This is a genomic window from Microvirga brassicacearum (genome assembly GCF_008757455.1).
Taxonomy (GTDB): domain Bacteria; phylum Pseudomonadota; class Alphaproteobacteria; order Rhizobiales; family Beijerinckiaceae; genus Microvirga; species Microvirga brassicacearum.
In genome coordinates this window covers 42,664-68,474 of record NZ_VCMV01000071.1, presented here as the reverse complement: position 1 = coordinate 68,474, position 25,811 = coordinate 42,664, and the positions used below count along the sequence as shown (strand labels likewise).

Sequence of the window (25,811 nt, the reverse complement as noted above, 5' to 3'; positions counted from 1 at the left end):
GAGCGCAGGACGGTAGCGGTCATCTGCGCGTCATATGCGAGCCCTACAGGCTGGAGGTATTCCAATCAACGGATATCCAGGACAGGTTCATGAACAAGCCGGTTTCGCAACACGATCTCTTCAAGACCAGCCAGTTGGAGGAGGCCGACGCGCCGGCGCGCAATCCGAGCGACAACCCGACCATGGGCGAGATCATCGGCGCGCGCTTCTCCCGCCGCGGTTTTCTGCAAGGGTCGCTCGCCGTGTCGGCGATCGCCGCGACAGTGAGTCCGGTCGCCCTGCTGAGCGCCGAAACCGCGAAGGCCGGGACAGCCTCGGCGTTTGCCTTCAAGGAGGTGGCCGCCGGCGTCGATGCCGATCACCATGTTGCGGAAGGCTACGAGGCCGACGTGCTGCTGCGCTGGGGTGATCGCCTCTTTCCGGATGCGCCGGAATTCGACCCGACGAAGCAGAGCGCGGCCGCCCAGGTGCGGCAGTTCGGCTACAACAACGACTATGTGGGCTTCATCCCGCTTGCGGGCTCCTCGACGCGCGGCCTTCTCGTCGTCAATCACGAATACACCAACCCGCATCTGATGTTTCCCGGTCTCGTCACCATCACCGACGGCAAGGTGAAGCAGGGGGCGCTGACGAAGGAGCAGGTCGATATCGAAATCGCGGCCCATGGCGGCACCATCGTCGAGATCGAGAAGGTGAACGGCAAGTGGCGTATCGTGTTGGAAAGCCCTTACAACCGCCGCATCACGGCGGATACCGAGATGATGATGACCGGTCCCGCCGCCGGCCATGACCGCCTCAAGACGCAGGCCGATCCAAGCGGAATCAAGGTGCTCGGCACGATCAACAATTGCGCTGGCGGCGTCACGCCGTGGAACACCTACATCATGGCCGAGGAGAACATCCACGGCTATTTCGACGGCAAGCTGCCCGAGGGCCATCGCGAGACCGCAAACTATAAGCGCCTGGGCATCCCTGAAGGCTCCTACGAATGGGCGCGCTTCTATGATCGCTTCGACATCGGGAAGCAGCCGAACGAGGCGAACCGCTTCGGCTGGATCGTCGAGGTCGACGCGCTGGATCCCCGCGCCGTTCCGAAGAAGCGCACGGCGCTCGGCCGCACGAAGCACGAGGGCGCGGAATCCATCGTTGCCAAGGACGGGCGCGTCGTGTTCTATCTCGGCGACGACGAGCGCTTCGACTACGTCTACAAATTCGTCACCGCCGGAAAATTCGATCCGAACAACCGTGCCGCCAACATGGATCTGCTCGATGAGGGCACGCTCTACGTCGCAAAATTTGCACAGGATGGCACGCTTGCCTGGCTCCCGGTTGTATTCGGTCAGGGACCGCTCACTTCTGCCAACGGCTTCGAGAGCCAGGCCGACGTGCTGATCGAAACCCGCCGTGCCGCCGACCTTCTCGGCGCGACCAAGATGGACCGGCCAGAAGACGTTCAACCGAACGCCCATAACGGCAAGGTCTACGTGATGCTGACCAACAACACCAAACGCGGCGGCGAGCAGGTCGATGCCGCCAATCCGCGCGCCAAGAACGCCTTCGGTCACATCATCGAGATCGCCGAAGCCGACGGTGATTTCGCCGCCACACAGGGCAAGTGGGAAGTGCTCCTGAAATGCGGCGATCCCTCGATCGCCGAGGTGGGCGCGACCTTCTCCACCGAGACGACGAAGAACGGATGGTTCGGCATGCCGGACAATTGCGCCATCGACGCCGCCGGGCGCCTCTGGGTTTCGACCGACGGCAACACTAACAAAGCCACCGGCCGCACCGACGGGCTTTGGGCGGTGGACACCGAAGGTCCCGCACGCGCTACCTCGAAACTGTTCTACCGCGTCCCGGTCGGCGGCGAACTCTGCGGGCCGCTCTTCACTCCGGACGACGAAACTGCCTTCGTCGCCATCCAGCACCCTGCCGACGGCGGCGACGACTGGGACGGCCACGGCCGCCCGTCCTATTACGAGGACCTCTCCACGCGTTGGCCCGATTTCAAACCCGATATGCCGACACGTCCCTCCGTCGTGGCGATCACCAAGACGGAGGGCGGGAAGATCGGGATCTAGCGGGGCGAGTGGCAAGACACTCAGCGAATGGGGCGCTCACGCGAACGCGTGGGCGCAAATCGACAAAGAGACGCCGCCGCGTACGAAGGAGAAATCACTGCGGGATGCCGGCCCGTTTACCCAATGGCGATCGCGGCGAAACCGTCGTTGGACGTTCTTTTTTCGTCCGCGCGTGTTGCAACGCCGCGATTTTCTGACAGCCGGGGCGGCGATGTTCGCCGCCACCGTCGCGGGGTCGGGCGCAACGTCCGCCCAGGCGCAGGACGCGAAATCCGCGACGGAGCGGGCTGTGACCGATCAAGACCGCGAGTATATGAGCCAGGCGATCCAGCTCATGCGTCAGGCCGGTGTGATCGACAAGACGGGTGGGCCGTTCGGTGCGCGACGGCCAAGTGCTCGCTGCCTCCGGCAACAGTGTGCTGCGCGACAACGATCCTTCGGCGCATGCCCGTGACCCCAAATGCCTGCAACTTCTTGCCGGCCATCTCGACCATATGCGGCAAGCTGTCATCGCGATGATCTCGGCCAAGGCCGAATAGCCGTTTTGCGTTGTGATCGGAATTGCAGCGATTATCGGCGGATTCGCGTCAACTGGAACATAGTTTCGCTTTCGCCGCGCTGTCGCCTGTAAATCGTTGATTATTCGACAGGTAATTACCTGTTTTTCAACCTGCAGGGCCGGAAACGTCTGATTTTCCCATTGACAACTTTGGGAGCAATCTGAAAAAGGCATGCGATCAGGCAAAAATTACCATAATGATAAAGACAGGTGGGGCCCTGTTGTGAAATTTCCTCTGCGTAACTAGAATTGCTGACCCGCCACCACAGCCCTTCTCAGCTGGCTGCGAGCGCGTTCGTAGCAAGCATTCTCCGACTCCGTCGTTCAACCGTCCTGGCTAGCGCACGTCCTCTAGCGGCCCTCGCGGCCGGCATAATTCCCATGAAACTTCGGGCCGTCGGCTTCTCGCCCAAAGGGGCCGCAAAAACAAAGGCCTCCTCCGGTGAAGATCCTTTCAATATTCGGGACCCGTCCTGAGGCCATCAAGATGGCGCCGTTGATCAAGGCACTGGAATCCGAGCCCGGCATAACATCCGTCGTCTGCGTCACGGGGCAGCATCGTGCGATGCTCGATCAGGTTCTCGGGCTTTTCGAGATCCGGCCTGAGCACGATCTCGGCGTCATGGTCCCCGACCAAACGTTGAATGGATTATCGGCTCGCGTATTGGGGGCTCTCGATACCCTGCTCACCTCCATCAGCCCCGATCGGGTGCTTGTTCACGGCGATACGACGACCGCCATGGCCGCATCCCTCGCGGCATTCCACCGGCGCATTCCCGTCGGCCATGTGGAGGCAGGTTTGCGCACGTATGATATGGGTCAGCCATGGCCCGAAGAGCTCAATCGGCGCGTCGTCGATATCGCGAGCGACCTGCTCTTCGCACCGACCGCGAGCGCCAGGAGCAATCTTGAAGCCGAGAGGCTTGCCGGGCGCATCGTCGTGACCGGCAACACGGTGATCGACGCCTTGCGCCTGACGACCGATCGGCTCCGCGGCGACGCTGACCTCCGGGCGCGTCTCGACACACAATTCAATCAACTCCGGCCCGACCGGAAGCTGTTGCTCGTCACTGGTCACAGGCGTGAAAATTTCGGCGCCGGTTTCGCCAATATCTGCTCTGCCCTGGCGGCGTTGTCTCTCAGAAAAGATATTGAGATCGTCTACCCGATTCATCTCAATCCGAATGTTCGCGGGCCGGTCCGCGCGGCTCTGGAAGATAGGCCGAACATCCATCTCATCGAGCCTCAGGACTACATCCCGTTCGTTTATCTCATGCAACGCTCGCACCTGATCCTCACCGATTCCGGTGGCGTGCAGGAGGAAGCGCCATCCTTGGGAAGGCCGGTTCTCGTTATGCGCGATGTCACCGAGCGTCCCGAGGCGGTCGCTTCCGGAAACGTGCGCCTCGTGGGCACTGATCCGCAGCGCATCGTCAGGGAAGTTGCGGCGCTTCTCGACCGAGAGGCGATATCCGCAGCCTTTGTGCCGCATGGGAGCCCATATGGCGACGGCGGCGCGGCAGCACGCATCACCGCGACCCTGACGGGTCGATCTGTCGAGGAATTCTCGCCGCAATTTCCTGTCGCCGCCGAGTGATTATCGAATGAACGCCATGAATCCCTACCAGTCGCTCGCCCACAAAGCTCTCGCTGCCGCCAAGACAACGGCGGCTCTCGCTCTCATCACCTGGCCGAGCGCCGGCTCCGCCAGCGAAATCGCGGATGCTCTCGTCAAGCTTACAGCGGACACGGTGGTCGCGCGGGAAATCATGCTGAAGGAGATCGGCATTCGAGAGCCGCTCATCCTGAACGCGGCGGACGCGCGTCGCGAAATCTTTCTCCCCGTTCCGGTGGACATTCCGATCTCCGATGCGCGCCTGCAGTTCGACGCCCGGTATCTGCGCAGCGATGGCGACCGCACGACTCTTGTCCTCTCCCTCGACGGCTCCCCCGTTTCATCCCGCGCCTTCACGCAGCCGGAGGGAAATGCCGGCCTGTCGATCGATGTCGATGGATCGCCCCGGAACGGCGGCTTTGTGCGGCTGGGCGCGGTGTGGTCCTCGATCGCCTCGGAACGAGCATGCGGCAGCGAGCGGATGAACGGCAACATCCTCGAAATCGCGCCGACGACCCGGCTGCTCTACCGCTACAACGGCGCTTCGATTCGCGATCTTGCCACCGCCTGGACGGCCCTGCCGTTATCCGTGACCATCGCCGTTTCGGGCCAGACGATCTCAAGGGATGTCTACGATGCCGCATGGCGTCTCGGCGTCGCCCTCGAGCGGGCGGGCAAGCGCGCCATCGTGAAGGCCTTGCCGTCTGTCGGCGATGAGGTCGATCTCGCGACTATCGTCGTGCCGGACGCGTTGCGAACTATCCCGGCGTTTGGAAATCTGGTTGGAACGGGGCGTCGCAAAATCACCGATCCTGCTGAAATTGGCGCCTTATTGGCGCTCGGTGCGGCGCCGGTTCAGGCGCAGGTGGCTGTCATCGACGAAGAATTCCGGCGGAAGATCAGTGCGGCGCTTGCAGCCCTCGACCGACAAATCGATGCCGCGGCGCCAGATGCCAACGCGGCTTTGGCAAAGTGGCGCTCCGAGGCCATGAACCTTGCGGATGAGCCGCTCGAATCCGGTGCCGTGCAACTCTTGCGGTTGGCCGGGCAGCCGTTGATCGCCGTTGCGCCGGATGCGGGCGCCACGGCTGCGGGTCTGTTCGATGATCACTGGCGAAGGATCGCCGTGTCGAAGGCGGTCGTCATTCGCAGCGCCAACGACGCCTCCGGCAAGGCATCGGCCGTGTCGCTGACGCGCCTTGGCGGCGCTGCCACGAGCTTCGACGTGCTGGAGCGCGGAGATTGGAGTGCCGCTTTCGATCTGGGAGCCCTAGCGTCCGATGGACGCGTGCCCACCCGGATCGAACTCGATGTATCCGCCGCCCCCGGTGCATCGACGACCCCTCCCGTCGCGTCGGTATTTCTCAACGACAGTCTGCTCGGCGCCAGGCGTCTGGACGCCGACGGGCAGCCGGAGCGCATCGCGCTCGGGATTCCCTCCTATGTCCTCAAGCCCGCCAACGTCCTGCGCGTTTCTTTTCAGCGACAGACTGCCGGAGAGCCGTGCCGGGAAACGCCGCAGGCCTATCCCGTTGCGGTCCTGCCGACCAGCCGCCTCCTTCTGGAAAAGGCTCCGGCCGCCAATGATTTCGCGGGGGTGATGCCACGCCTTGCCGGCGCCGCAGCGCTCATCGTTCCAGACACGTGGCTCGCCAACGCGCCCGCAACCCTGGCGACGGCGATCCGTCTGGCCGACGCAACCGGGTTGTCTCCCGTGCGGGCATCGTTCATGGCAAGCTCGGATTCGAGAGCCGTGAAACCGGCGATGCCCTTTCTTGCTCTGAACGTGCCGATCGACGGTGTGCCGGCAAGGACCAGCGTGGAGGGCGACCGCCTCATCATCGCCGGGCGGGACAGCACCCATCTGCTCGATGTGGCTGGCCTCGATGGGCTTGGAGCCCTCAGCGTCGTCAGCGCGGGTGATCATGCGGGACTTCTTTACAAGACAATCGGCGATCGCCTGCCGACCCTTGAGATGCCATTCGTCCTGACTGGAGGAGACGTTGCGGTGCTGGGGCCTCGAGGAGTTCTCGCCCAGATCGATACGCGCGACCCGTTCGGCAACCGGCCTGCCGGCATCGATCGCAGGTCATGGCTTCAAAAATTGTGGGGCAACGTTGCGTGGAGTGGATCGGCTGCGGCAGCGAGCCTCTTCGTGCTGATCGTTTTGAGGGCGAGACACGTGCGGCGACGCCGCGCCCGCGGCGACCACGGATAGCCGGTCCCTCATGTTCTCCTTCGGGCCATACTTCATTGCCGAGTACTACGCCGTCCTGGAAATGGTTTCGGCTGCGGTGGCAATCTTTATCCTGATCTCAAGCATCGACGATCTCTTCGTCGACGCGTGGTATTGGACTCGGGAGGCGCACCGAGCACTCGTCATCAAGCGCCGATACACGCCGCTGACGCCCGAGCAACTACGGGAGCGCGACGAGCAGCCTCTCGCCATCATGATCCCTGCTTGGCTGGAATACGACGTCATCGCGCCCATGCTGGAAAACATGGTGAGCGTGCTCGACTATCGGCAATACGCGATTTTCGTGGGAACTTACATCAACGACGCCGCCACCATCGCCGAGGTGGAGCGCATGAAGCGACGTTACAAGCAGCTGGTCCGTGTCGAGGTTCCTCACGACGGACCAACCTGCAAGGCGGATTGCCTTAACTGGGTGGTGCAAGCGGTTTTCCTTCACGAGCAGCAGCACGACATCCAGTTCGCGGGTGTCATCCTGCACGACAGCGAAGATGTGCTGCATCCTCTGGAGCTGAAGTTCTTCAATTACCTGCTGCCACAGATCGATCTCATCCAGCTGCCCGTCACGTCGCTCGAGCGCGATTGGTACGAACTCATTGCCGGCGTCTACATGGATGAGTTCGCCGAATGGCACGCCAAGGACCTGGTCGTTCGCGAAAGCATGACCAGCGTCGTGCCCTCTGCCGGCGTCGGAACCTGTTTCTCGCGGCGGGCATTGCTGGCGCTCATCGCCACGTCCAACAACCAGCCTTTCAACACGGACAGCCTGACCGAAGATTACGATATCGGCATCAGGCTGTCGCGCATGGGAATGAAGGCGATCATGGCGCGGTTCCCGGTCCAGTTCCAGGTCCGGCGCAAGACATGGTTCGGTTACGGGCGCGTCAAGGAGGTGACTCTGATGATGCCGCTCTGCGTTCGCGAGTATTTCCCCGACACGTTTCGAGCCTCATATCGGCAGAAGGCGCGGTGGACTCTCGGGATCGGGTTGCAGGGATGGTCGCAGATCGGTTGGGCCGGATCGTTCGCGCACCGCTATCTTCTGCTTCGCGACCGCAAGGGCATTCTCACGAGTCTCGTGGCGATCCTGGCCTACATCCTGCTGGCGCAGTTCATCCTGTTCCAGGCGGCCGCAGGAGCCGGATGGTGGACGAACCAGTACCCGTCGATCTTTGCGACCGAACAGTGGCTCGGCACGATCATCTGGCTGAACGTGATCGCCTATTCGCTCCGCGTCGCGCAGCGGATTTATTTCGTCACACGTCTGTTCGGCTGGGCGCACGGAGTCATGTCGGTTCCGCGTCTCGTGGTGGGCAACCTCGTTAACTTCATGGCGACAGCCCGCGCCTGGAAAATCTTTCTGTCACATTACATCTTTGGCACCCGCATCGTCTGGGACAAGACGATGCATGACTTTCCCAATGCCGAGGCGTTGGTCCGGGATCGGCACAGGCTCGGGGAGATTTTGATCGCCTGGCAGGCCGTGGACGAGCAGGCCGTTCAGAGTGCTCTTGACGAGCAGACGGAGAGGGCCATGCCGCTGGGCCGCATCCTGGTTTCGCGAGGCCTTCTCAACGAGGAGACTCTTGCGGAGGCCATTGCATTCCAGGAGGATCTGCCGCGCATCCATCTCGACGCGGAATCGGTGCGCTCGAACGTTGGTCTGTTGCCGGCCGATTTATGCTTGAGGGAGCACTTGCTGCCTGTCAGGGCCGGCAACGATACGCCGATCGTGGTCGCCGTCGCGGGGCCGATTAGCGCGGATGTCCTGAAGAAACTACGCTCCATTCTAGGCTACGAGCCGGAGCAGCGAATCGCGCGGGAGAGTGAGATTACCGCGGGCCTGCTCCTGCTTCAGGATCAAACAGGTAGCCTCCAGGTTCATGCCGTGCCGCCCCTAGGGGATATCTTGTTGGAACGGGGCCTAGTCGGCGCCGGAGTGCTCGCATCGGCTCTCGAAACCTACCGGCCTGATCAGCACGGACGCATCGGCGATTTTCTCGTGAAGGAAGGCGTCGTCACACGCGACGCGATCCATGAGGCGGTCCGCGTGCAGCAAGGGCTTTTGCTTGAGGACGTCTAGTGGCCCCAAGTTAACGGCTTTTTCACCACGTTCGCGGAAAATGCGCCAGCGGCTCGCGCATCCGAGAGCATGGAGTCCAACCAGCGGCACGATAGTCCCTCTGATTGCCGGCCGATTCACGAGATGGACGTGCATGCCCGATAGACTCCGACACTCACGGAAGAGCGTGCTGGCCCTGATGGCAGTCGCCGCGCTGGTCGGTCCGGTGGGAGATGCGCGAGCTCAGGCCGCCGAGGAGTTGCCGTTGACGGGCTCAGCCTACGAGAGCGCAAGTCAAGCCTATGAAGCGTTCAGTCGCGGTGATTACGCGGCTGCCGTCACAAAAGCGAGGGACGCGATCCGTCAGCGTCCAGATGTGAACCGCCTGAGGCGCCTGCTCGTCGAGGCATTGGCTGCATCGGGCGATTTGGAGGAGGCCGACAGGACGGCTTCCGGTTTCATCGAGGCGGGAATTCAGGATCCTGAACTGGTTCAACAGCGCGACCGCGTGCGCGAGCGCATCTCTCAGAGGGCGATTGCAGCCGGACGGCCGGGTCAGCAGCAGGCAGTCTCGGATCGGAGTTTTCAAGCAGCCGACAGCGCCTACAAGGCCTATGCGCGCAAAGATTATGCGACGGCGATCGAGCAGGCCCGCAAAGCCGTGGAACTCGATCCGGACCGTCGGGATTATCGCCTTCTTCTCATCAATACCCTATCGGCCGGCAAACGCCCGGAGGAGGCCGAGCGGGTTGCCACCGCTGCGCTGGCGGACCACCCAGGTGACGGAGAGATTCTCGCGCAACGGGGCTATATTCGGGTCACGCTCCGCCAGCACGCCGCCGCTGCCGATGATTTCGCGGCGGCACTTCAGGCCCGCAGATCGCCCGTCCGGAATACACGAGCCCTGCGGCTGGCGCTGGCCGACGCGAGCCTGACGGCGAAGCAACCGCAGCGCGCGCTCGATGCGCTCAAGGGCTTGAGAGGCGAACGCAGCTACGCGGTCGCGGCCCGCGCCGGATTCGCGCTCCTCGCCCTCAGTCGACGCGAGGAGGCTCTCGACGCCTTCCGGAATGCGGCCACGTATGGAGCGACCGCTCAGGAGAAGGCGACGGTCACAAGCGCCGAGATCGGGCTTCTGGTCGATTTGAATCGCAAGGACGAGGCGCGCCGCCGGTTTGCCGAGGCGCAGAGCGTGTTGTCACCCCTCGCGGCTCTTGACCTCGCCTATTTGGCCAACCGTGTCGGGGATGATCGGACCGCAGACGAGCACTTCAGCCGCGCCCGCGCAGCAGGCCAACTCAAGGGCTTGGGCTATGTGGATGCGGCCTATGCGGCGAAGCGGTTGTATAAGAACGATTCAGCCGCGGAACTGCTCAAGGCAGCCATCGATGAGGCTGCGAGCGGGCGACTCGCGATCGAACCGCAATATCTGTTCGGGCTGCGCCGCGAAGTCGGCGAACTGGAGCGAACCTGGGGCGCCTATGCGAGCCTGCTTTATGGCGCTGTCGGTGTGATGCCGAGTGTGCCGTTCGCACCGGTTCCAACGGCCGGGAACGTGCTGCAGGCTGGATCCGAGATCTACTGGCGCCCGCCCGGGATTGGCTATCGCAACGGTGCGATCGTCGAAGTCTTCGGCCGGGTCTTTCAAACGTTGAGCGACGAGACCGACGGGCCGACAGGGATCTCGACCGCGCAAGGTTCGGTCGGCGCGCGCTGGAAGCCGTTCAGCAGCTTCAATCTCGTGCTGGAGGCAAGCCGCTTGTTTCCGATCGGCGAATATGCCCGCACGGATGGGCTTCTCCGCGCGGCCTTTTCCGACGGTCGCGGAACGGATTTGCGGGTCGATGTCTCCGATTGGTGGACATGGCAGGTGTACGGGGATCTTGGATATTACGTCGAGGAGAAGCAGACGGTCGGCGCCTTCGAGGCTCGTGTCGGCCGCAGCTTTCGGATGGACGGGATCAGCAATCGATTGGTCCTGACGCCGTTTCTGTCGGTCGGCGGCGGGTATGACAGCCTCCTGGACACCCCCGAGGCCGTCGGCGCGGGAGCGGGCCTCAATCTCCGCTACTGGTTCCGGGAGAGCAAGCACACGGCGCCGATGTCGTTCATCGACATCAACGTTCAGTACCGTGCCAAGCTGGCGGGTGACGATCGCGCGCAAGGTGCTTTTGCGGGTATAACCTTGTCCTATTGACGTTCCCTCGGCCGATCGATCGCAGCTGCCGAAGGTGGGAAACGACGAGCAAAAAGCCCCGAAGCCTTTCGGCGTTCAGGGCTTTCGCTTGATGTTCTAACGGGAAGCCAACGTTGCATTTATGCGGCGGGGTTGCTTACCGTGATCGTCAGTTTTCCCAACCCTTCGATCGTCCCTACCATGACATTTCCCGGCAGGACGGGACCGACGCCATCGGGCGTGCCCGTCATGATGAGATCGCCCGGCTGCAGGGAGAAATAGCGCGATAATGTGGAGATGATCTCCGGTGTCTTCCAGATCATCAGATTGAGGTCGGAATTCTGGCGCGCCTCTCCGTCGACTTCCAGACGTATCGCCCCTGAACTCACATGGCCGACCTGTTCGACAGGATAGATCGCACTGCAGGGGGCCGATTGGTCGAACGACTTCTTCAATTCCCACGGAAGGCGCGGTGATTCCGGCGCCTCGGTCACGCTGCGACGGGTCATGTCGAGACAGATTCCGTAGCCATAAACATGCTCGAGTGCTTCCGCCACCGGGATGTCGTATCCGCCGGATTTCATCGCGACGAGGAGTTCGAGTTCGAAGTGGTAATTGTCGGTCATCGCCGGATACGCAACGAGCGACCCGTCCTGCACGATGCTGTCGGTCGGCTTCTGGAAAATGATGGGCGGATCGCGGTTCTCGTCGCCGCCCATCTCCCTGACATGCGCCACGTAGTTTCGCCCAATGCAGTAGATGCGCCGAACCGGGAACCGCTCGGAACTTCCCGCGACGGGAAGCGAGACGGTCGCGGGTCTCGCAACGACGAATTCTGCATGCTCTGACATGGTCGATTTTGCCCTTATTGGATCAACTGGCGCGCGGTTAGGCAGCGTGATGCAAAAATGCATGAAAGAGGCCAAACGTCAAAAAAAATATTTTTTGACACATATCCGCAATAATGCATTTATTTTGCCTTCAACAAGGAACGAGGGGACAAGCATGGGAAATCGTCGAGGCTTTTTCAGTATCTGTGCGGCGGTCGTAGCCTGTGGATTGAGCGGGATCGCGCCGGCCGGCGCCCAGAGTCCCAAGGACATCACCGTCGTTTTCCCGAGTCCCGGGGGCGTCGGCTACTATCCGTTCTATGTCGCCATGGGCGAAGGGTATTTCGAGAAGGAAGGCCTGCGGGTCCGCCCCGAGAGCGTGAACGGTTCCGGCCAGGTTCTCCAGATGCTCGCGGCCGGGCAGGCGCAGATCGGCCATCCCGGGCCGGGCCCATTGCTTGCGGCCCGCGCATCCGGCCTCGACATGGTTTTTCTCTACAACAACTTTGCCAAAAGCCAGTTCGGGTTGGTCGTCAAGGAAGACTCGACGTTCAAGACTCCCGATCAACTGAAGGGCAAGAAGATCGGTGTCGGCACTGCCGATGGCGCAGAGGTGGCGTTCGTTCGCGCGATCCTCGATGACCTGAAGATGAAGGAAGGCACCGATTACGAGTTCCTGACCGTCGGTGATGGGGGCATGGCGACGGCTGCTTTCATGCGCGGCGATATCGACGCCTACGCATCCGGCACGCGAGATGCGGCGATCCTGCGTCTGCGCGGTGTTCCGCTGCGCGAGATCACGCCTGAAAAGTTCCTTGCCTATTTCGGCAATGGCTATGTGACGAGCCGCGATTTCATCAACAAGGATCCTGAGGCGCTCAAAGGTTTCGGACGGGCGCTCGTGAAGGGTTCGGTTTTTGCAGCCGATCCCGCCAACAAGGACAAGGTCCTGACGCATGCGAAGCTCGGTAACCCGCAGGAAGGCGAGGACAAAGCCTTCTCCGGAGCCCTGTTCGAGGCAATGAAGGGCCGGGTAACGCCAGCGGATCTCTCCAACGGCTGGGGCTATCATCATCCCGAGCAATGGGACCTGTGGCAGAAGGCGCTCGTGGCGAGCGGCGCGTTGAAGGCTCCTCTGCCCGACTTGCAGAAGGCGTATACGAACCAGTTCGTGAAGGACTGGAATACCGGGATCGCTCAGTGAGCGTTGTTTCCAACCTAAAGGCACCGGCCGGGCACGTCGCCCGGCCGGTCTTTCAATTGCGCGGCGTCAGCAAGTCCTTTGCACGACGCAACGTGCAGGCTCTCGACAAGGTGGATCTCACCCTCGAACAAGGGCAGTTCGCTTCCGTGATCGGAGCCAGCGGCTGCGGCAAGTCCACTCTTTTGAAGATCATGGCCGGGCTCACGCCTCCGTCTTCGGGAAGCGTGATGCTTTCCGGAAAACCGGTCCTCGGCCCACGCCGCGACATCGGCATGATGTTTCAGCAGGCCACGCTCTTTCCTTGGCGCACAACGCTCGAAAACATCGTTCTGCCGATTGAGATTCAAGACGGCAAGAAGGCAGCATTGGCGGTGCATGATCGGGCCCATGCGCTTCTCGACCTTGTCGGTCTGCGCGGCTTCGACAAGGTTTACCCGAGCGAGTTATCCGGCGGCATGGCGCAGCGTGCGGCCATGTGCCGGATGCTGATTGCCGAGCCGGACGTCCTGCTGCTGGATGAGCCCTTCAGCGCGCTCGACGAGATCAGCCGTGACTTCATGAACATGGAATTGCAGCGGATCTGCCTGGAGCGTAATGCGACGGCGTTTCTGGTCACCCATTCCATCCCCGAAGCGGTCATCCTGTCGGACGTGGTTTACGTCATGTCGCCTCGTCCCGGGCGTTTTGTCGAAGCGGTTCAAATCGACCTTCCCCGTCCGCGGACGCTCGACATGCTGAGCGACCCGCTGTTCGGGCGATACACGAAGCAGATCCGCGGCCGTCTCGACAAGGGAGCTTTCATATGAGCGGGATTCAGCCGACGGTTGCCGGCGAGGGCCTGCCGCCGGATACGATTTGGGATGAGAACCTGTCCTGGTTCGACGCCCTTCCACGCGCCGTCTCGATGTTCGGTCTCTTGGTGGTGTTCCTCGGCCTATGGCAATTGGTGACCGGTCTTGGCCTGGTGTCCCCGATCATTCTGCCGAGCCCCTGGCGGACGGCGCAGGATCTGGTTTTCGTGGGACAGAGCCTGCTGTCTGGAAACTACATGCTCGCCGCGTTCTGGATCACCGCGCAGGAGGTGATATTCGGCTTCGTCCTCGCCGTCGGAATCGGTGTTGCGCTCGGCATTCTGGTCGGGGAGACGACTTTTGGAGAGCGCGCCGTGATGCCCTATATCGTGGCGATCGACACCATGCCGAAACTTGCCTTCGCTCCGCTTTTTGTCGCGTGGATGGGCTTTGGAATCGCGTCAAAAGTCGCACTCGCTGCCTTTATCTCGATCTTCCCGGTCGTTGTCGGGACAGCAGCCGGGTTGCACGCCGCGGATCCGAATGCGCGCATGCTGTTCAAGAGCATTGGCGCCAGCCGTTGGCAGACCCTGATTAAACTGAAGATCCCAACGGGCCTGCCACAGTTCTTCACAGGCGTGAAAATTGCCTCGATCAGCGTCGTCGCCGGGGCCATCGCGGGCGAATTCCTGGGTGGAGGCCGGGGATTCGGTGAACTGATCCGCGTTGCCGCATCTCAGCTTGACACCCCGCGGGTATTCTCCTTGATCATCTACCTGAGCCTCCTGGGCCTTATGACGTTCGGGACCGTGGTCTGGATCCAGAAACGCTTCGTGTTCTGGCATCGGGACAGCAATCTTCAGGACAGCCACAAATAATGTCTGACCAAGCTCCTCCTGCTCTCCTGTTCACCCACCAAAAGAGCACCGGCACGTGACCAAGGTCATCGAGAAAACCACCGCGGCAACCATCGTTTACCGAAAACTTCGGCAGGACATCCTCATGGGTGCTCTCGAGCCCGGCCAGAAGCTCGCGATCGATCTTGTGGCCGAGCGATACGGCGTCGGGACGAACCCGGTCCGCGAGGCGCTGAACCGGCTCTCTGCAGAACGTCTCGTCGATCGGCATGAGCAGAGGGGATTTTTCGTTCCCGCCATCAGCATCGAGAATTGGCGCGAACTGGTGAAGACGCGCTGCTGGTTGGAGACAAAGGCGCTCGAGGAATCGATGCGCAATCGCTCCACCGCCTGGGAGGAAAACATCGTCCTGGCCTTCTACCGCCTGTCGCGTGTCCAGGCGGCCAAGCAGGAGTTGAGTGCAGCGGATCGAAGCGAGTGGGAGGTTCCGCACCGCGCGTTCCACATCGCACTCATCGCAAACTGTCAGTCCACCTGGATGCTGGAGTTCTGCGAGGTTTTGATGGATCATGCGCAGCGCTACATCTTCGTCTCCGATTCATACGCCTATCCACGGCGCAACGGCCTTGAGGAGCACCGCGAACTCATGGACGTCGTCCTCGGCGGAGATATCCCGGTTGCGAGCGAGATGCTTGTTGAACACTACCACCGAACGCTCAACAAGATCGAAGCGCAGCTCGGCGGATAACGTTCGCGATCACCGCTCTGTCAGGCCATAACGAAGGATCACCCTGTGCGTTACGTCATTCAATCCGAATATCCGTCCCGCCGCTCCCCCGTGTTCGCGCGCAACGCGGTCACAACGTCCCATCCGCTGGCGACCCAGGCGGGTTTGCGTATGCTCGCGCGCGGCGGAAACGCCGTCGATGCAGCGTTGGCCGCCGCCATTGCGCTCGTGGTCGTGGAGCCGACCGGCAACGGATTGGGATCGGATGCGTTCTGCATTCTCTGGGATGGCAAGGAGCTGCACGGACTGAACGCTTCGGGTCGTTCATCGGCTCAATGGACGCCGGAGCGTTTCGTCGGCTTTTCATCGATGCCCCGTCGGGGTTGGGAATCCGTCACGGTCCCTGGAGCTGTCTCGGCATGGGTTGATCTCTCACGGCGGTTCGGCCGACTTCCCTTCGCTGATCTGTTTGCGCCGGCGGTCGATTATGCAGAGCGCGGGTATCACGTCACGCCGTTGGTTGCAGAACAATGGCGTCGGGCCGCACTGGAACTGCACGTGCAACCCGGCTTTCGCGAGGCGTTCATGCCCGATGGCCGAGCGCCTGAAACGGGCGAACTTTATCGCAATGCGGACCTTGGCCGCACCCTCAGGTCGATCGCGGAGACGGAAGGCGATGCGTTCTATCGGGGAGCCCTGGCCGAGAAGATCGCCGCCTTCGCGCGCCAACACAGCGCCGTGCTGGACGAGAGCGATCTCGCTGCGCACACCAATGATTGGTGCGGCACGATCTCCCAGGAGATCGGCGAGGTGGCGCTGCATGAGATCCCGCCCAACGGACAGGGCATTGCCGCCCTGATGGCGCTCGGGATCCTGAGAACCTTCGATCTCGCCGGGATGGGCGCAGACGACGTGGACGCCGTTCACTTGCAGATTGAAGCGATGAAGCTCGCGACGGCCGATGTGCACGCGTATGTGGCGGATCCCGCCTTCATGATCGATGTGGCGACCGAGCATCTTCTCGATCCCGCTTATCTGGCGAGCCGAGCCAAGCTGATCAATCGGTCGAAAGCGCAGAATTTTGGAGCGGGTGCCCCGAAAGATGGCGGGACGGTCTGTCTCGCCGCGGCCGACGAATCCGGCATGATGGTGTCCTACATCCAATCCAACTATTCCGGCTTTGGATCGGGAATCGTGGTGCCGGGAACCGGAATCAGCATGCAGAATCGCGGCTTCGGCTTTTCGCTCGAGAACGGACATCAGAACCAGGTGGGCCCGTCTAAACGGCCGTTCCATACCATCATCCCCGGCTTCGTGACCAAGCGCGGCAAACCCACGATGGCGTTCGGCCTCATGGGAGGACCGATGCAGGCCCAAGGGCATGTGCAGATGGTGCTGCGCACGCAAATCTGGGGACAGGATCCTCAGACCGCATCCGACGCTCCCCGGTGGCGGATCCTGCAAGGTTTGGACGTCGCTCTCGAGTCGACCATGCGACAAGATCTTTGCGACGGCCTCGCCGTGCGGGGACACGTGATCAAGTCCGAGACAGCCGACGAAAGCTTCGGATTTGGCGGGAGCCAACTGATCCAGTCCATCGATGGAGGCTACGTGGCAGGCTCCGATCCGCGCAAGGATGGGCAGGCCGGCGGTTTTTGAGCTCGGCGTTCATTTGCAACTGGCGAACGGATGATCGTCTCCCGCCTCGCGTGCCGCTGCATGTAAAACCGGTTGTCTCAGCCGGTTGCCATGCGGCGGTCTCACGGTCATTGCGGGCGGCGGCTTCGGTTTGTTGGCTCCAAAGTTTGACTGCTCGAGAATTGCCAACGCGTCATCGGTTCCGACGCACCATTTCAGATCGATCCAGCACATGAATTTGATAAAGTACTGCTTGGCTGCACTGTCTCTCTTGACGATCGCGCTGCCGGTCTCCACTGCTGATGCAAAGACCATTTGCACCGTGATCGCGAACGCAGCGGACGGTAGGATTCTTCTGCAGCAAGGCGATTGCACGAACCGCGTCACCCCAGCCTCCACTTTCAAAGTCGCCCTGAGTCTCATGGGATTCGATGCTGGCGTTTTGACTGACGCGCATTCGCCGACGCTGCCATTCCGTCCGGGATATGCCGATTGGCTGGGCGAGGCTTGGAGGCAGCCCACAGACCCGACAAGGTGGATGAAATACTCGGTGGTCTGGTTCTCGCAACAAGTCGCGCATGCTCTCGGAGTAGAGCGCCTTCAGCGATACGCCGGGGACTTCAAATATGGAAACGCCGATTTCTCAGGAGATGCGGGACAGAACAACGCGTTGGAGCGAGCCTGGATTAGTTCCTCGTTGCAGATTTCACCGTTGGAGCAGGTCGCCTTTCTTGAGAAGCTCGTCAATCGACGGCTGAAAGTGCACCCTCGGGCTTTTGACATGACCAGACAGATCGTCGAACGCACCCGGCTTCAAGGTGGTTGGATGATTTTTGGTAAATCAGGTTCGGCGTTTCCTCGGCAGGCCGATGGAAAGTTCGACAGAGCGCGAGGCTGGGGTTGGTTCGTCGGTTGGGCAACGAAGGGTGATGATACTTTGGTGTTCGCGCGTCTGATCCAGGACGAGAAGAGACAGACGGGATTAGCGGGAATAAGGGCGCGCGGTGCGTTTTTGCAGGAGTGGCCGACCTTGACGGATGGTTTGCTCCGGTGAGCGTGGCGCGCAGGGCTCGTCATCTCCCCCATTGAATAGACGCCGTAGGGGAACTTTGGCGGTTGACAGGCTTTCGCAAATTTACATACTAATCGATATGTATGAAAATTCCCGCCGATGAGCGTCGCGCCCAGTCGAAGACGGACGCAGGTCGATCGCAGCGCCGAAACGCGCATGATCTTGATCGGCGCGGCAATCGAGCTCCTCCATACGGTCGGTTTTGCCGGCACGACGACCGCGCTCATTGCCAAGCGGGCAGGGGTGACGACGGGCGCCTTGCATCATCATTTCTCGACGAAGGACGAACTCATGTTCGGCGTGCTCGATCATGCGTCGGAGCGCATGCGCGATCGCCTCGAGGCGGAGGAACACCTCTCTCCGGACGGCGTCCTGCACATTTCGGACCTTGTGCAACATCTTTGGCAGGTCTACGGCGACCCCGAATACTGGGCCATCTGGGAAATCATCATCGGGACACGTTCGGATGGGGTGCTGCACCCTCGCGTCGTCACGCATCGCCTCGACACCATGCGCACCGTTCTGCATCCCTGGCTTGAGCGTCATACCTCCGAGAACGATGCGCGTCCCGACATTGTGGCGATTTTCGAATTCATGCTGATCGCCATTCGCGGGCTCAGTCTCGAACGCTTCCTCGACAAGGACGAGGCGTATTTCGAACGAAATCTGAAGATCCTGGCCGAGTTGGTCGGCCAGCGGCTTGAAACCCTCGCACAACACGATTTCAGCCGCTGAATGCGGCGGCGTGAGAACGGGGCGGCACCAAGACCAACGTGAAATGGCTCCAGAGGCCAAGGGGAAGGGGTAAGTCATGAGTGAAAGTGTCAGAGCCTACGGGGACGCGACCCCGGTGGATGCGCGTGCATCGTCGTCCCGACTGAAGACGATCTTCGGCGGATCAATCGGTCACTTCATCGAATGGTACGAATGGTCGATCTACGGTTTGTTGGCAGGCATTTTCGCCGTCCAGATGTTTCCGGCGGACGACCCCACCGCCTCGCTGATCGCGAGTTTCTCGGCTTTCGCCATCGGTTTTGCCGGTCGCCCGATTGGAGCATTTGTGCTCTCTCCCCTGGCGGACAAATACGGACGGCGCACGATGCTTTCCGCCACCATCATCATGGCGGGTATCGGCAGCCTGATCATCGGTTTATGCCCGACTTACGCTCAGATCGGCGTTGCTGCGCCCATCATCATCGTCGCTGCGCGCCTCCTGCAAGGCTTCTCCTCGGGTGGCGAGTTCCAGATTGCGATCACGTTTCTGAACGAGCATGCGTCTGATCGCAATCGCGCGCTTGGCGCCTCGCCGCAGATGGTGTCCATCGGGTTGTCGGTTCTGGTGGCGACGGCGGTCGCAAGCCTGACGACGCGATTTCTTCCGCCGGATGCCCTCGCTTCCTGGGGCTGGCGGTTGCCTTTCCTTTTGGGAGCCCTCCTGTCGCTCTACGGGCTTTACATGCGCCGGGGGATCGATGAAACGCCAGCCTTCGAGAAGATCAAGGACAAGCAGAAACTCAGCGCCGCCTCGATCCTCGCCTCACTGGCGAAGTATCCCAAGGAGGCCTTCATCGTGTTCGTCGTGCAGATGAACGGCGTCCAATATTATCTCTGGCTGATCTTCCTTCCCACCTATGCGAACCTCGTCGGCGGTCTCGACCGGGCAGCTGGATTTGCCGGCAATATCGCGGCGACCGCAGCCTATTGCGTCGGAGTTCCAACCTTCGCCTATCTGTCGGACCGGATTGGGCGCAAGCCGTTCCTGATTGCTGCGGCGGTATGCTTCCTTGTCTTCACGTATCCGCTCCTGTCGATGCTTGTCGGAAACCCGAGCTTCGGCACTTTCCTGTTCGTTGCAGTGGTCGGCGCGATTTTCATCTCTCTCAACAATTCGGTCATCGGAACGCTATTCGCCGAACTGTTTCCAACGCAAGTTCGCACCTCCGGCATCGGCATCCCCTATGCGGTTTGCGCGGCGATTTTCGGCGGCACGGCGCCATTGATCGCAACGTGGCTGCAAGGACTCGGAGGGCCGCTCTACATCTCCATCTACGTGATGATCATCTGCGCAATCACGCTTCTGACGCACATCTTCCTGACGCCGGAGACGCGAGGCCGGTCGCTCGATTGAGCCTCCGCCAAACCTCGACTGAACCAACCAAGCGAGAACAACAAAGGACAACGATCGATGCTTGTCGTCCATCACCCCGATCAGGCTCTTCACGACCCCGAATTCGTCTTCCGGACCGGGAAGTTCGTCGACCAGCCCGATCGAGCGGAACGTTATCGGATTTTCTTGAACATCGTGCAGGAAGATGGCCACGAAATCGTCAAGGCTCCACTCGGGAGCCTCGATCCGGTGACCGAAATTCACGATCGGGACTATGTCGAATTTCTTAGGACGGTTTATTCCCGCTGGGCCGCCAACCCTGATTATGGGCCTGAGGTGATCCCGAATGTGCACCCGACCCATCGGATGCACCGGAAACCGACAGAACTGCTGGGCGAACTTGGTTGGTACTCGAACTCGACATCGTGTCCGATGACGGAGGGAACATGGCCGGCCGTTTACGCCAGTGCTCAGACGGCGATCCACGGAGCAGACCGTCTCGCGGCATCGGGCAGTCCGGTCTATGCGCTGTGCCGCCCTCCGGGCCATCACGCTTATCCGGATCTCATGACGGGCGTGTGCTTCCTGAATAATGCTGCGATCGCGGCAAATCGCCTGACGAAAACGTACGGCAAGGTGGCGCTCGTCGATATCGACGTGCACCACGGCAACGGCACGCAATTTATTTTTTGGGAGCGGCCCGACGTGCTGTTTTGCTCCATCCACGTCGACCCGCGGCTCTCCGCGCCGTATTATGCGGGCCATGCCGACGAGATCGGCGAAGGTGCGGGGCGGGGGCTGAATTTCAATCAGCCGCTTCCATGGGCGACGCCGGACCCTCTCTGGCTCGAGGCTGTGGATGCGGCGCTCACGCGGGTGCGTGAGTTCGCGCCAGGTGCGCTCGTGCTTTCGCTCGGTTTCGATGCTTCGGAGCACGATCCTGTTGCGACCTTCAAGATCACCAATGACGGGTTCGCCCAAGCCGGACGGAAGTTCGCCACGCTCGACCTGCCGACTCTTCTGGTGCAGGAGGGCGGTTACCTCAGTCCTCATCTCGGCGGCTATCTGCGAAGCTTTTTCCGCGCCTTCGAGGGCAAGGCAGCCTGAACATTTTCGTCAACCGGGATGAACCATGATGAAGACACTGCCGCCAATCCGCACAGGAGAAGCTCGTATCGAGCAGGGTTACATTCAACCGATCGACGGCGTCGAAATTCCCTTCGGCATCATCGAAGGGGCGGAGCCAGGTCCGTGCCTGCTCGTCACGGCCGGCGTGCACGGTTCGGAATTTTGCTCGGTGGAGGCAGCCATCCGACTGCTGCAGATGCGGCCTGAGCAGATCAAGGGAACGCTCGTCGTGCTGCCCATCCTCAACGTGCAAGGTTTTCGCCGGCGCAGCATCTACGTGATGCCTGAAGACGGGAAAAATCTGAACCGCATGTTCCCCGGCAAGCCTGATGGAACCACCAGCGAGCGTCTCGCGAATTGGCTCGTAACAAGCGTTTATCCGCAAGCCGACGCATATCTCGATCTTCACGGCGGGGATCTCGACGAGTCGCTCGCGCCTTTTACGATTTTCCCGAGCGGTTGCGAGAAGTCGAAAGCGCTCGCGACCGCCTTCGGGATTCCGGTCGCGATTGCTGCGGGAGGCGAGGGCTATACCATCAACGCAGCGCACAGGGTCGGTGTGCCGAGCATTCTTCCCGAAGTGAGCGGCAACGGCCTCTGGGGTGAGGAGACCGTCGGCCAGATGATCGCCGGGATCGAGCGCGTCATGCACACCCTCGGCATGATTTCCGGACCGGTGAAGCCGGCGCCTCAGGCCATGCCCAAATTCGTCACCATGTGGGTGCCGTCAGCCCCCTGCGATGGATTATGGTATGCAAGAAAAGAGCTCTCCGAGCCTGTCGTGGCCGGCGAAATTCTGGGCGAAATCAAAGACGTGTTCGGGAAAGTGCTCGCCAGCGTCCGCTCGGAGAAGGAGGGCTTTATCCTGTATCGGCTGACCAGCCTTTCGGTGAACAAGGGCGAGGCGCTTCTCGGTGTCGGCACGCTGCTTGTGGACTAGCCTCGGTCGTCCTGTTTACCGCGTCATTGCACGGCAGCGCGCCGTCAATAGCGCGAGGTAAAGTGACGGCGGCGGGATATGTCAGCGTCCTCGTTGCGTCGAAAGTGGGTGGACAGCCGCGCATGACATCGTACAGTCCGGCCATTGTTGACGTGCAATGAGGGCCAAATGGGACCGGGCATCAATGCTCCTGTGCGAATAAGGTTCGGTCTATCGCTCGCACTGGGACAGGCAAATGCCCGGGACAGCAACTCGCAGAACGACGCCGACAACCCGCTCACAAGATCAAGGCGAACGCCGCGAAGCCTCCCGTCCAGTTCGTCCGGCTGCCAACAGATACCGTTTTGCCCGGCAAGTGAATCGTCAGGGACGACGACCGACCGTCGCCCCTGCCAGCCCAGCTTTGAAAAGGTGTAATGACGATGTTTACGCGACGGGTCTTGTTGTTGATCTTTGCGGCCATGACCGCTGGCCTGGCGGCGACACATTCTGTCGCCCAGACCGATCCCCTGCCGTCCTGGAACGACGGCAACGCCAAGTCGGCGATCGTCGAATTCGTGAAGCGCGTGACGACGGAGGGCGGACCCGATTTCGTGCCGATCGAGGAACGCATCGCGACCTTCGACAATGACGGGACGCTGTGGACCGAGCAGCCGAACTATGTCCAGGCCATGTTCGTCTTCGACCGGATTGCCGCCATGGCAAAAGAACGGCCGGAGATGAAGGAGACGCAGCCGTTCAAGGCGGTGCTGGAGGCGGACCGGGCGACGCTGGCGGCGCTCGGCGAGCAGGGACTTGTGGAACTCGTGACCGCGACCCATAGCGGCATGAGCACCGCCGACTTCGAGAAGACGGTCCGCGACTGGATCGCCACCGCGCAACATCCGAGATTCCACCGCCCCTACACGGCGCTCGTGTACCAACCGATGCTCGAGCTGCTGGCCCATCTGCGGGCGAACGGATTCAAGACCTTCATCGTCTCAGGTGGCGGTGTCGAATTCATGCGGCCGTGGGCGGAGAAGGCTTATGGTATCCCGCCCGAACAGGTGATCGGATCGAGCGGGAAGACCGCCTTCGAACTGAACGGCGACAAGCCAGTCATCAACAAGCTCCCGACGGTCGAGTTCATCGATGACGGTCCGGGCAAACCGGTCGGCATCAACCGCTTTGTCGGACGGCGCCCAATCTTCGCCGCCGGCAATTCGGACGGAGACCTTCAGATGCTGCAATGGACGACGCTCGATGCCGGTCCGCGCTTCGCGTTGATCGTCCACCATACCGATGCGGAGCGCGAATACGCTTACGATCGCCATTCCGCGGTGGGCAAACTCGACAAGGCGCTCGATGAAGCACCCCGCCGAGGCTGGCTTGTTGTCGATATGAAAAACGACTGGAGGACGATCTACCCGCGGCGTTAAATCAAGGTCGGCGCGATGCCGGTTCAACTGAAAGCCAAGTATTGCGCGAGTTCGGGCGATGCGGCACCGTTGCGGTCAGCAAGTTCTGATGGCAAGGCGTCATGCGTGTCGGACGCACCGGCGATGCGAGCGCCTGCTATTTGCAGAGCAGAACGCGAGCATCGCCGGAATGCTCCAGCACATTTAGCGCCACGTCCCGTCCATAGCGATGCAGCCGCAAGACAAAGCGTGACGTATCCAGGCGCAGCCCGCGGATCACGATCTCGTCCAGGAAGTCCGGCAGGATCGGATCATTGAAGCGCACGGCGTTGCCGGCACAATCAAGTTGGAGCCCCAAATTGGCGCCGAGGAGCATGAAGGGTGTCGCCGCAGCCCAGGCCTGCGGCGAGCAGGCGACCGGATAGGCGGTTGGCCCGCGATGGCGGCGGCGGGTGAATCCACAGAAGAGCTCGGGCAGGCGGCGCAGTTCCTGGTACGTTGCCACTTCGAACATCGCCTTGAAAATCCGCGCGGCCTGCGCCTTCAATCCATACCGCGCCATTCCGAGCGCGATCATCCCGTTGTCGTGAGGCCAAACCGAGCCGTTGTGGTATGACATCGGGTTGTAACGCGGCTCGCCTCGCGCGAGCGTGCGAATCCCCCAGCCGCTAAACGAGTCCGGGCCCATCAGTGTCGCGGCAACACGGCGGGCTCGTTCAGGCGCTGCAATGCCTGCAAACAGGGTATGCCCGGCGTTCGACGTCCGCACACGGCAGGGCCGTTTGGATCCGTCGAGCGCTAACGCATAGGTGTCGATCTCCTCGCACCAGAACGCGGCCTCGAAGCGCGATTGGAGATCATTGGCCTCGCTGATATATTTAGCGGCAAGATCCGGTCGGTCGCGCACGATCGCGAGCCGTGCAGCCGCCCGTTTTGCCGCGAAGACATAGGCCTGCACCTCGCACAACGCGATGGGACCTTCGGCTCCCGAACCATCGGCGTGAAATACCGAGTCGTGGCTGTCTTTCCATCCCTGATTGGCAAGTCCCTTTTCGGTTTCGCGATGGTACTCGACGAAGCCATCGCCATCGCGATCGCCGTACTCATCGCACCAGCGCAACGCCGCCTCGATATTCGGCCAAATCGCCTCGATCGTTTCGCCGTCGCCGGTGCATTCGTAGTATTGCCCCGCCAGCATGATGAAGAGCGGCGTCGCGTCGACCGAGCCGTAGTAGCGCCGGAAAGGCACCTCGCCGAGTTGCGCCATCTCGCCGAGGCGTCTCTCGTGAAGGATCTTGCCCGGTTGAGCGTCCGCCGCGGGATCGATGTCAGTCGCCTGCATCTTCGCCAGATAGCGCAGGACTCCTTTGGCGATGGATGGGTCCGCCCACAGGAGCATCATCGCGGTGATAATGCCGTCTCGACCAAAGACCGTGCTGTACCAGGGGATGCCGGCGTATGGGTAAAGGCCGTTCTCGGTTGGCGTCACGAGCATGTACATGTCGGATGACGAACGGGAGACGACCTCATTGAAGAGGTCGTTCGACGTTTCGATATTGGCCACCTTGCTCGTCACCGCCCGTAGAGCGCGACGCGCGTCTCGAAAAGCTTTGAGAAAGTTCGGCACCTCAGAACGAGATGTCCCTCCGGGCTCCTGCTCTTCGCAGGCCACCGTGATTACGATCGAGCGGCGTTCATCCGGCTCCAGTCCTATCTCGTAGGTGACGCGGTCGGACGCCAGCCGCGTCGGCCACGGTTCGAAGCGCATTGTCATTTGACGCATGACGCCGTCGAGACCCTCATAGCGGAACGTGACGCAGTCAGGGGGGAGCACCGCCACGGTGCGGCGACCGCGGTGCGGCCGCTGCATGCCGCGGACTTCGAACAGATCGCGGAAATCGGCGTCAAAAAAACAGTCGAGGCGGAAGACGCGACGGTGCGCATCGTAATTGCGAAGGCCAATCCGCTCATAGAGAGCTCCCTGCCAGAGAAATTTCGTCCGGTTCAGCGCAATCATGTCCCGCGGGAGCATCGTTTTCTCTCCGGACAGGATATCGGGGTTCGTCAAGTCGACGGTGAGCGCCGCGTTGTCGTCCTGAATGACCGATCCCAGGAGCAGCGGTCGCTTACCGTCAAGGCGCAACTCGAAGCGCGACAAATAGCGTGTGTCCTCGAAGAAGAGGCCCTCCGGAGAATCCGGCACGGAGCCACAATCGCCTTGGATGTCCAGCACCGCAAAGGCGTCGCCCACCTTCAGTGTCCGTAGCGCGCGCTCGACAAGCGACGTCTGCGTCTCGATCGAATGTTCCGAGCGCTGCTCCGGAGGATTCTCGTTATGATCTGACGCTGGACTTACGACGCGTTCGCTCATGC

Annotated in this window: 19 protein-coding genes; 17 read left to right on the top strand and 2 right to left on the bottom strand. The window is 61.4% G+C overall.

Translation table 11 applies throughout. The annotated features are described in order from the left end of the window. Positions 1–89: 89 nt before the first annotated feature. The 6 genes from FEZ63_RS22765 to FEZ63_RS22740 all read left to right on the top strand — a co-directional run bounded on the left by FEZ63_RS22765 (position 90) and on the right by FEZ63_RS22740 (position 10,768). Positions 90–2,081 (top strand): PhoX family protein, encoded by a 1,992-nt coding sequence (locus FEZ63_RS22765; protein WP_150949221.1) that lies wholly within the window; start codon positions 90–92, stop codon positions 2,079–2,081. A gap of 377 nt (positions 2,082–2,458) precedes the next feature. Next, positions 2,459–2,620, top strand: coding sequence for a hypothetical protein (locus tag FEZ63_RS25315; protein WP_201274265.1), 162 nt, complete (start codon positions 2,459–2,461; stop codon positions 2,618–2,620). 462 nt (positions 2,621–3,082) lie between these two features. Continuing rightward, complete coding sequence (gene wecB / locus FEZ63_RS22755) at positions 3,083–4,237, top strand: non-hydrolyzing UDP-N-acetylglucosamine 2-epimerase (protein ID WP_150949218.1); 1,155 nt, start codon at positions 3,083–3,085, stop codon at positions 4,235–4,237. A 7-nt stretch (positions 4,238–4,244) separates the two neighbouring features. Next, entirely contained in the window at positions 4,245–6,473 is a 2,229-nt protein-coding gene (locus FEZ63_RS22750) for a cellulose biosynthesis cyclic di-GMP-binding regulatory protein BcsB (protein ID WP_150949215.1), read from the top strand. 10 nt (positions 6,474–6,483) lie between these two features. Continuing rightward, on the top strand, positions 6,484–8,592 hold the full coding sequence (locus FEZ63_RS22745; RefSeq protein ID WP_150949212.1) for a glycosyl transferase family protein: 2,109 nt from the start codon (positions 6,484–6,486) through the stop codon (positions 8,590–8,592). A gap of 133 nt (positions 8,593–8,725) precedes the next feature. Continuing rightward, positions 8,726–10,768, top strand: a complete 2,043-nt coding sequence (locus tag FEZ63_RS22740; protein WP_162419828.1) for a bacteriophage N4 adsorption protein A — start codon at positions 8,726–8,728, stop codon at positions 10,766–10,768. 119 nt (positions 10,769–10,887) lie between these two features. On the opposite strand, the gene FEZ63_RS22735 is transcribed toward FEZ63_RS22740, so the two are convergent. After that, a complete protein-coding gene (locus tag FEZ63_RS22735) occupies positions 10,888–11,598 on the bottom strand; it encodes a fumarylacetoacetate hydrolase family protein (RefSeq protein ID WP_150949206.1) in 711 nt (236 codons plus the stop codon). Between the two features lie 154 nt (positions 11,599–11,752). Here FEZ63_RS22735 and FEZ63_RS22730 point away from each other — a divergent pair, with 154 nt between their 5' ends. The 11 genes from FEZ63_RS22730 to FEZ63_RS22680 all read left to right on the top strand — a co-directional run bounded on the left by FEZ63_RS22730 (position 11,753) and on the right by FEZ63_RS22680 (position 23,459). Next, positions 11,753–12,781 (top strand): ABC transporter substrate-binding protein, encoded by a 1,029-nt coding sequence (locus FEZ63_RS22730; RefSeq protein WP_150949203.1) that lies wholly within the window; start codon positions 11,753–11,755, stop codon positions 12,779–12,781. Further along, the gene (locus tag FEZ63_RS22725) at positions 12,778–13,587 is read left to right on the top strand and encodes an ABC transporter ATP-binding protein (RefSeq protein WP_201274273.1); all 810 of its coding nucleotides are present in this window, start codon (positions 12,778–12,780) and stop codon (positions 13,585–13,587) included. Before FEZ63_RS22730 ends, FEZ63_RS22725 begins: the two co-directional genes overlap by 4 nt. Beyond that, complete coding sequence (locus FEZ63_RS22720; RefSeq protein ID WP_150949197.1) at positions 13,584–14,450, top strand: ABC transporter permease; 867 nt, start codon at positions 13,584–13,586, stop codon at positions 14,448–14,450. The genes FEZ63_RS22725 and FEZ63_RS22720 overlap by 4 nt, the downstream gene beginning before the upstream one ends. A 55-nt stretch (positions 14,451–14,505) precedes the next feature. Continuing rightward, on the top strand, positions 14,506–15,177 hold the full coding sequence (locus tag FEZ63_RS22715) for a GntR family transcriptional regulator (protein ID WP_150949194.1): 672 nt from the start codon (positions 14,506–14,508) through the stop codon (positions 15,175–15,177). 45 nt (positions 15,178–15,222) lie between these two features. Then, on the top strand, positions 15,223–16,815 hold the full coding sequence (locus FEZ63_RS22710) for a gamma-glutamyltransferase family protein (protein ID WP_150949190.1): 1,593 nt from the start codon (positions 15,223–15,225) through the stop codon (positions 16,813–16,815). Between the two features lie 211 nt (positions 16,816–17,026). Beyond that, positions 17,027–17,848, top strand: coding sequence for a class D beta-lactamase (gene blaOXA, locus FEZ63_RS22705; protein ID WP_150949187.1), 822 nt, complete (start codon positions 17,027–17,029; stop codon positions 17,846–17,848). A 117-nt stretch (positions 17,849–17,965) separates the two neighbouring features. Beyond that, the gene (locus FEZ63_RS22700; RefSeq protein ID WP_150949184.1) at positions 17,966–18,601 is read left to right on the top strand and encodes a TetR/AcrR family transcriptional regulator; all 636 of its coding nucleotides are present in this window, start codon (positions 17,966–17,968) and stop codon (positions 18,599–18,601) included. Between the two features lie 76 nt (positions 18,602–18,677). Then, positions 18,678–19,994 (top strand): MFS transporter, encoded by a 1,317-nt coding sequence (locus tag FEZ63_RS22695; protein WP_150949181.1) that lies wholly within the window; start codon positions 18,678–18,680, stop codon positions 19,992–19,994. 57 nt (positions 19,995–20,051) lie between these two features. Further along, entirely contained in the window at positions 20,052–21,080 is a 1,029-nt protein-coding gene (locus tag FEZ63_RS22690; RefSeq protein ID WP_150949176.1) for a histone deacetylase family protein, read from the top strand. 25 nt (positions 21,081–21,105) lie between these two features. Next, positions 21,106–22,041, top strand: coding sequence for a succinylglutamate desuccinylase/aspartoacylase family protein (locus FEZ63_RS22685; protein ID WP_150949174.1), 936 nt, complete (start codon positions 21,106–21,108; stop codon positions 22,039–22,041). A gap of 416 nt (positions 22,042–22,457) precedes the next feature. Beyond that, positions 22,458–23,459 (top strand): HAD family hydrolase, encoded by a 1,002-nt coding sequence (locus FEZ63_RS22680; RefSeq protein WP_150949171.1) that lies wholly within the window; start codon positions 22,458–22,460, stop codon positions 23,457–23,459. Between the two features lie 136 nt (positions 23,460–23,595). Here FEZ63_RS22680 and FEZ63_RS22675 read toward each other — a convergent pair whose 3' ends face one another. Next, positions 23,596–25,809, bottom strand: a complete 2,214-nt coding sequence (locus FEZ63_RS22675; protein WP_150949167.1) for an amylo-alpha-1,6-glucosidase — start codon at positions 25,807–25,809, stop codon at positions 23,596–23,598. Between the last annotated feature and the right edge of the window lie 2 nt (positions 25,810–25,811).

What these genes read in the sequence shown, in the direction of transcription:
- FEZ63_RS22720 (WP_150949197.1), top strand. Translation starts at nt 13,584, where the DNA reads ATGAGCGGGATTCAGCCGACGGTTGCCGGCGAGGGCCTGCCGCCGGAT.
- FEZ63_RS22700 (WP_150949184.1), top strand. Translation starts at nt 17,966, where the DNA reads ATGAGCGTCGCGCCCAGTCGAAGACGGACGCAGGTCGATCGCAGCGCC.
- FEZ63_RS22745 (WP_150949212.1), top strand. Translation starts at nt 6,484, where the DNA reads ATGTTCTCCTTCGGGCCATACTTCATTGCCGAGTACTACGCCGTCCTG.
- FEZ63_RS22750 (WP_150949215.1), top strand. Translation starts at nt 4,245, where the DNA reads ATGAACGCCATGAATCCCTACCAGTCGCTCGCCCACAAAGCTCTCGCT.
- FEZ63_RS22685 (WP_150949174.1), top strand. Translation starts at nt 21,106, where the DNA reads ATGATGAAGACACTGCCGCCAATCCGCACAGGAGAAGCTCGTATCGAG.
- FEZ63_RS22765 (WP_150949221.1), top strand. Translation starts at nt 90, where the DNA reads ATGAACAAGCCGGTTTCGCAACACGATCTCTTCAAGACCAGCCAGTTG.
- FEZ63_RS22695 (WP_150949181.1), top strand. Translation starts at nt 18,678, where the DNA reads ATGAGTGAAAGTGTCAGAGCCTACGGGGACGCGACCCCGGTGGATGCG.
- FEZ63_RS22735 (WP_150949206.1), bottom strand. Translation starts at nt 11,598, where the DNA reads ATGTCAGAGCATGCAGAATTCGTCGTTGCGAGACCCGCGACCGTCTCG.
- FEZ63_RS22730 (WP_150949203.1), top strand. Translation starts at nt 11,753, where the DNA reads ATGGGAAATCGTCGAGGCTTTTTCAGTATCTGTGCGGCGGTCGTAGCC.
- FEZ63_RS22690 (WP_150949176.1), top strand. Translation starts at nt 20,052, where the DNA reads ATGCTTGTCGTCCATCACCCCGATCAGGCTCTTCACGACCCCGAATTC.
- FEZ63_RS22675 (WP_150949167.1), bottom strand. Translation starts at nt 25,809, where the DNA reads ATGAGCGAACGCGTCGTAAGTCCAGCGTCAGATCATAACGAGAATCCT.
- FEZ63_RS22740 (WP_162419828.1), top strand. Translation starts at nt 8,726, where the DNA reads ATGCCCGATAGACTCCGACACTCACGGAAGAGCGTGCTGGCCCTGATG.
- blaOXA (WP_150949187.1), top strand. Translation starts at nt 17,027, where the DNA reads ATGAATTTGATAAAGTACTGCTTGGCTGCACTGTCTCTCTTGACGATC.
- FEZ63_RS22680 (WP_150949171.1), top strand. Translation starts at nt 22,458, where the DNA reads ATGACGATGTTTACGCGACGGGTCTTGTTGTTGATCTTTGCGGCCATG.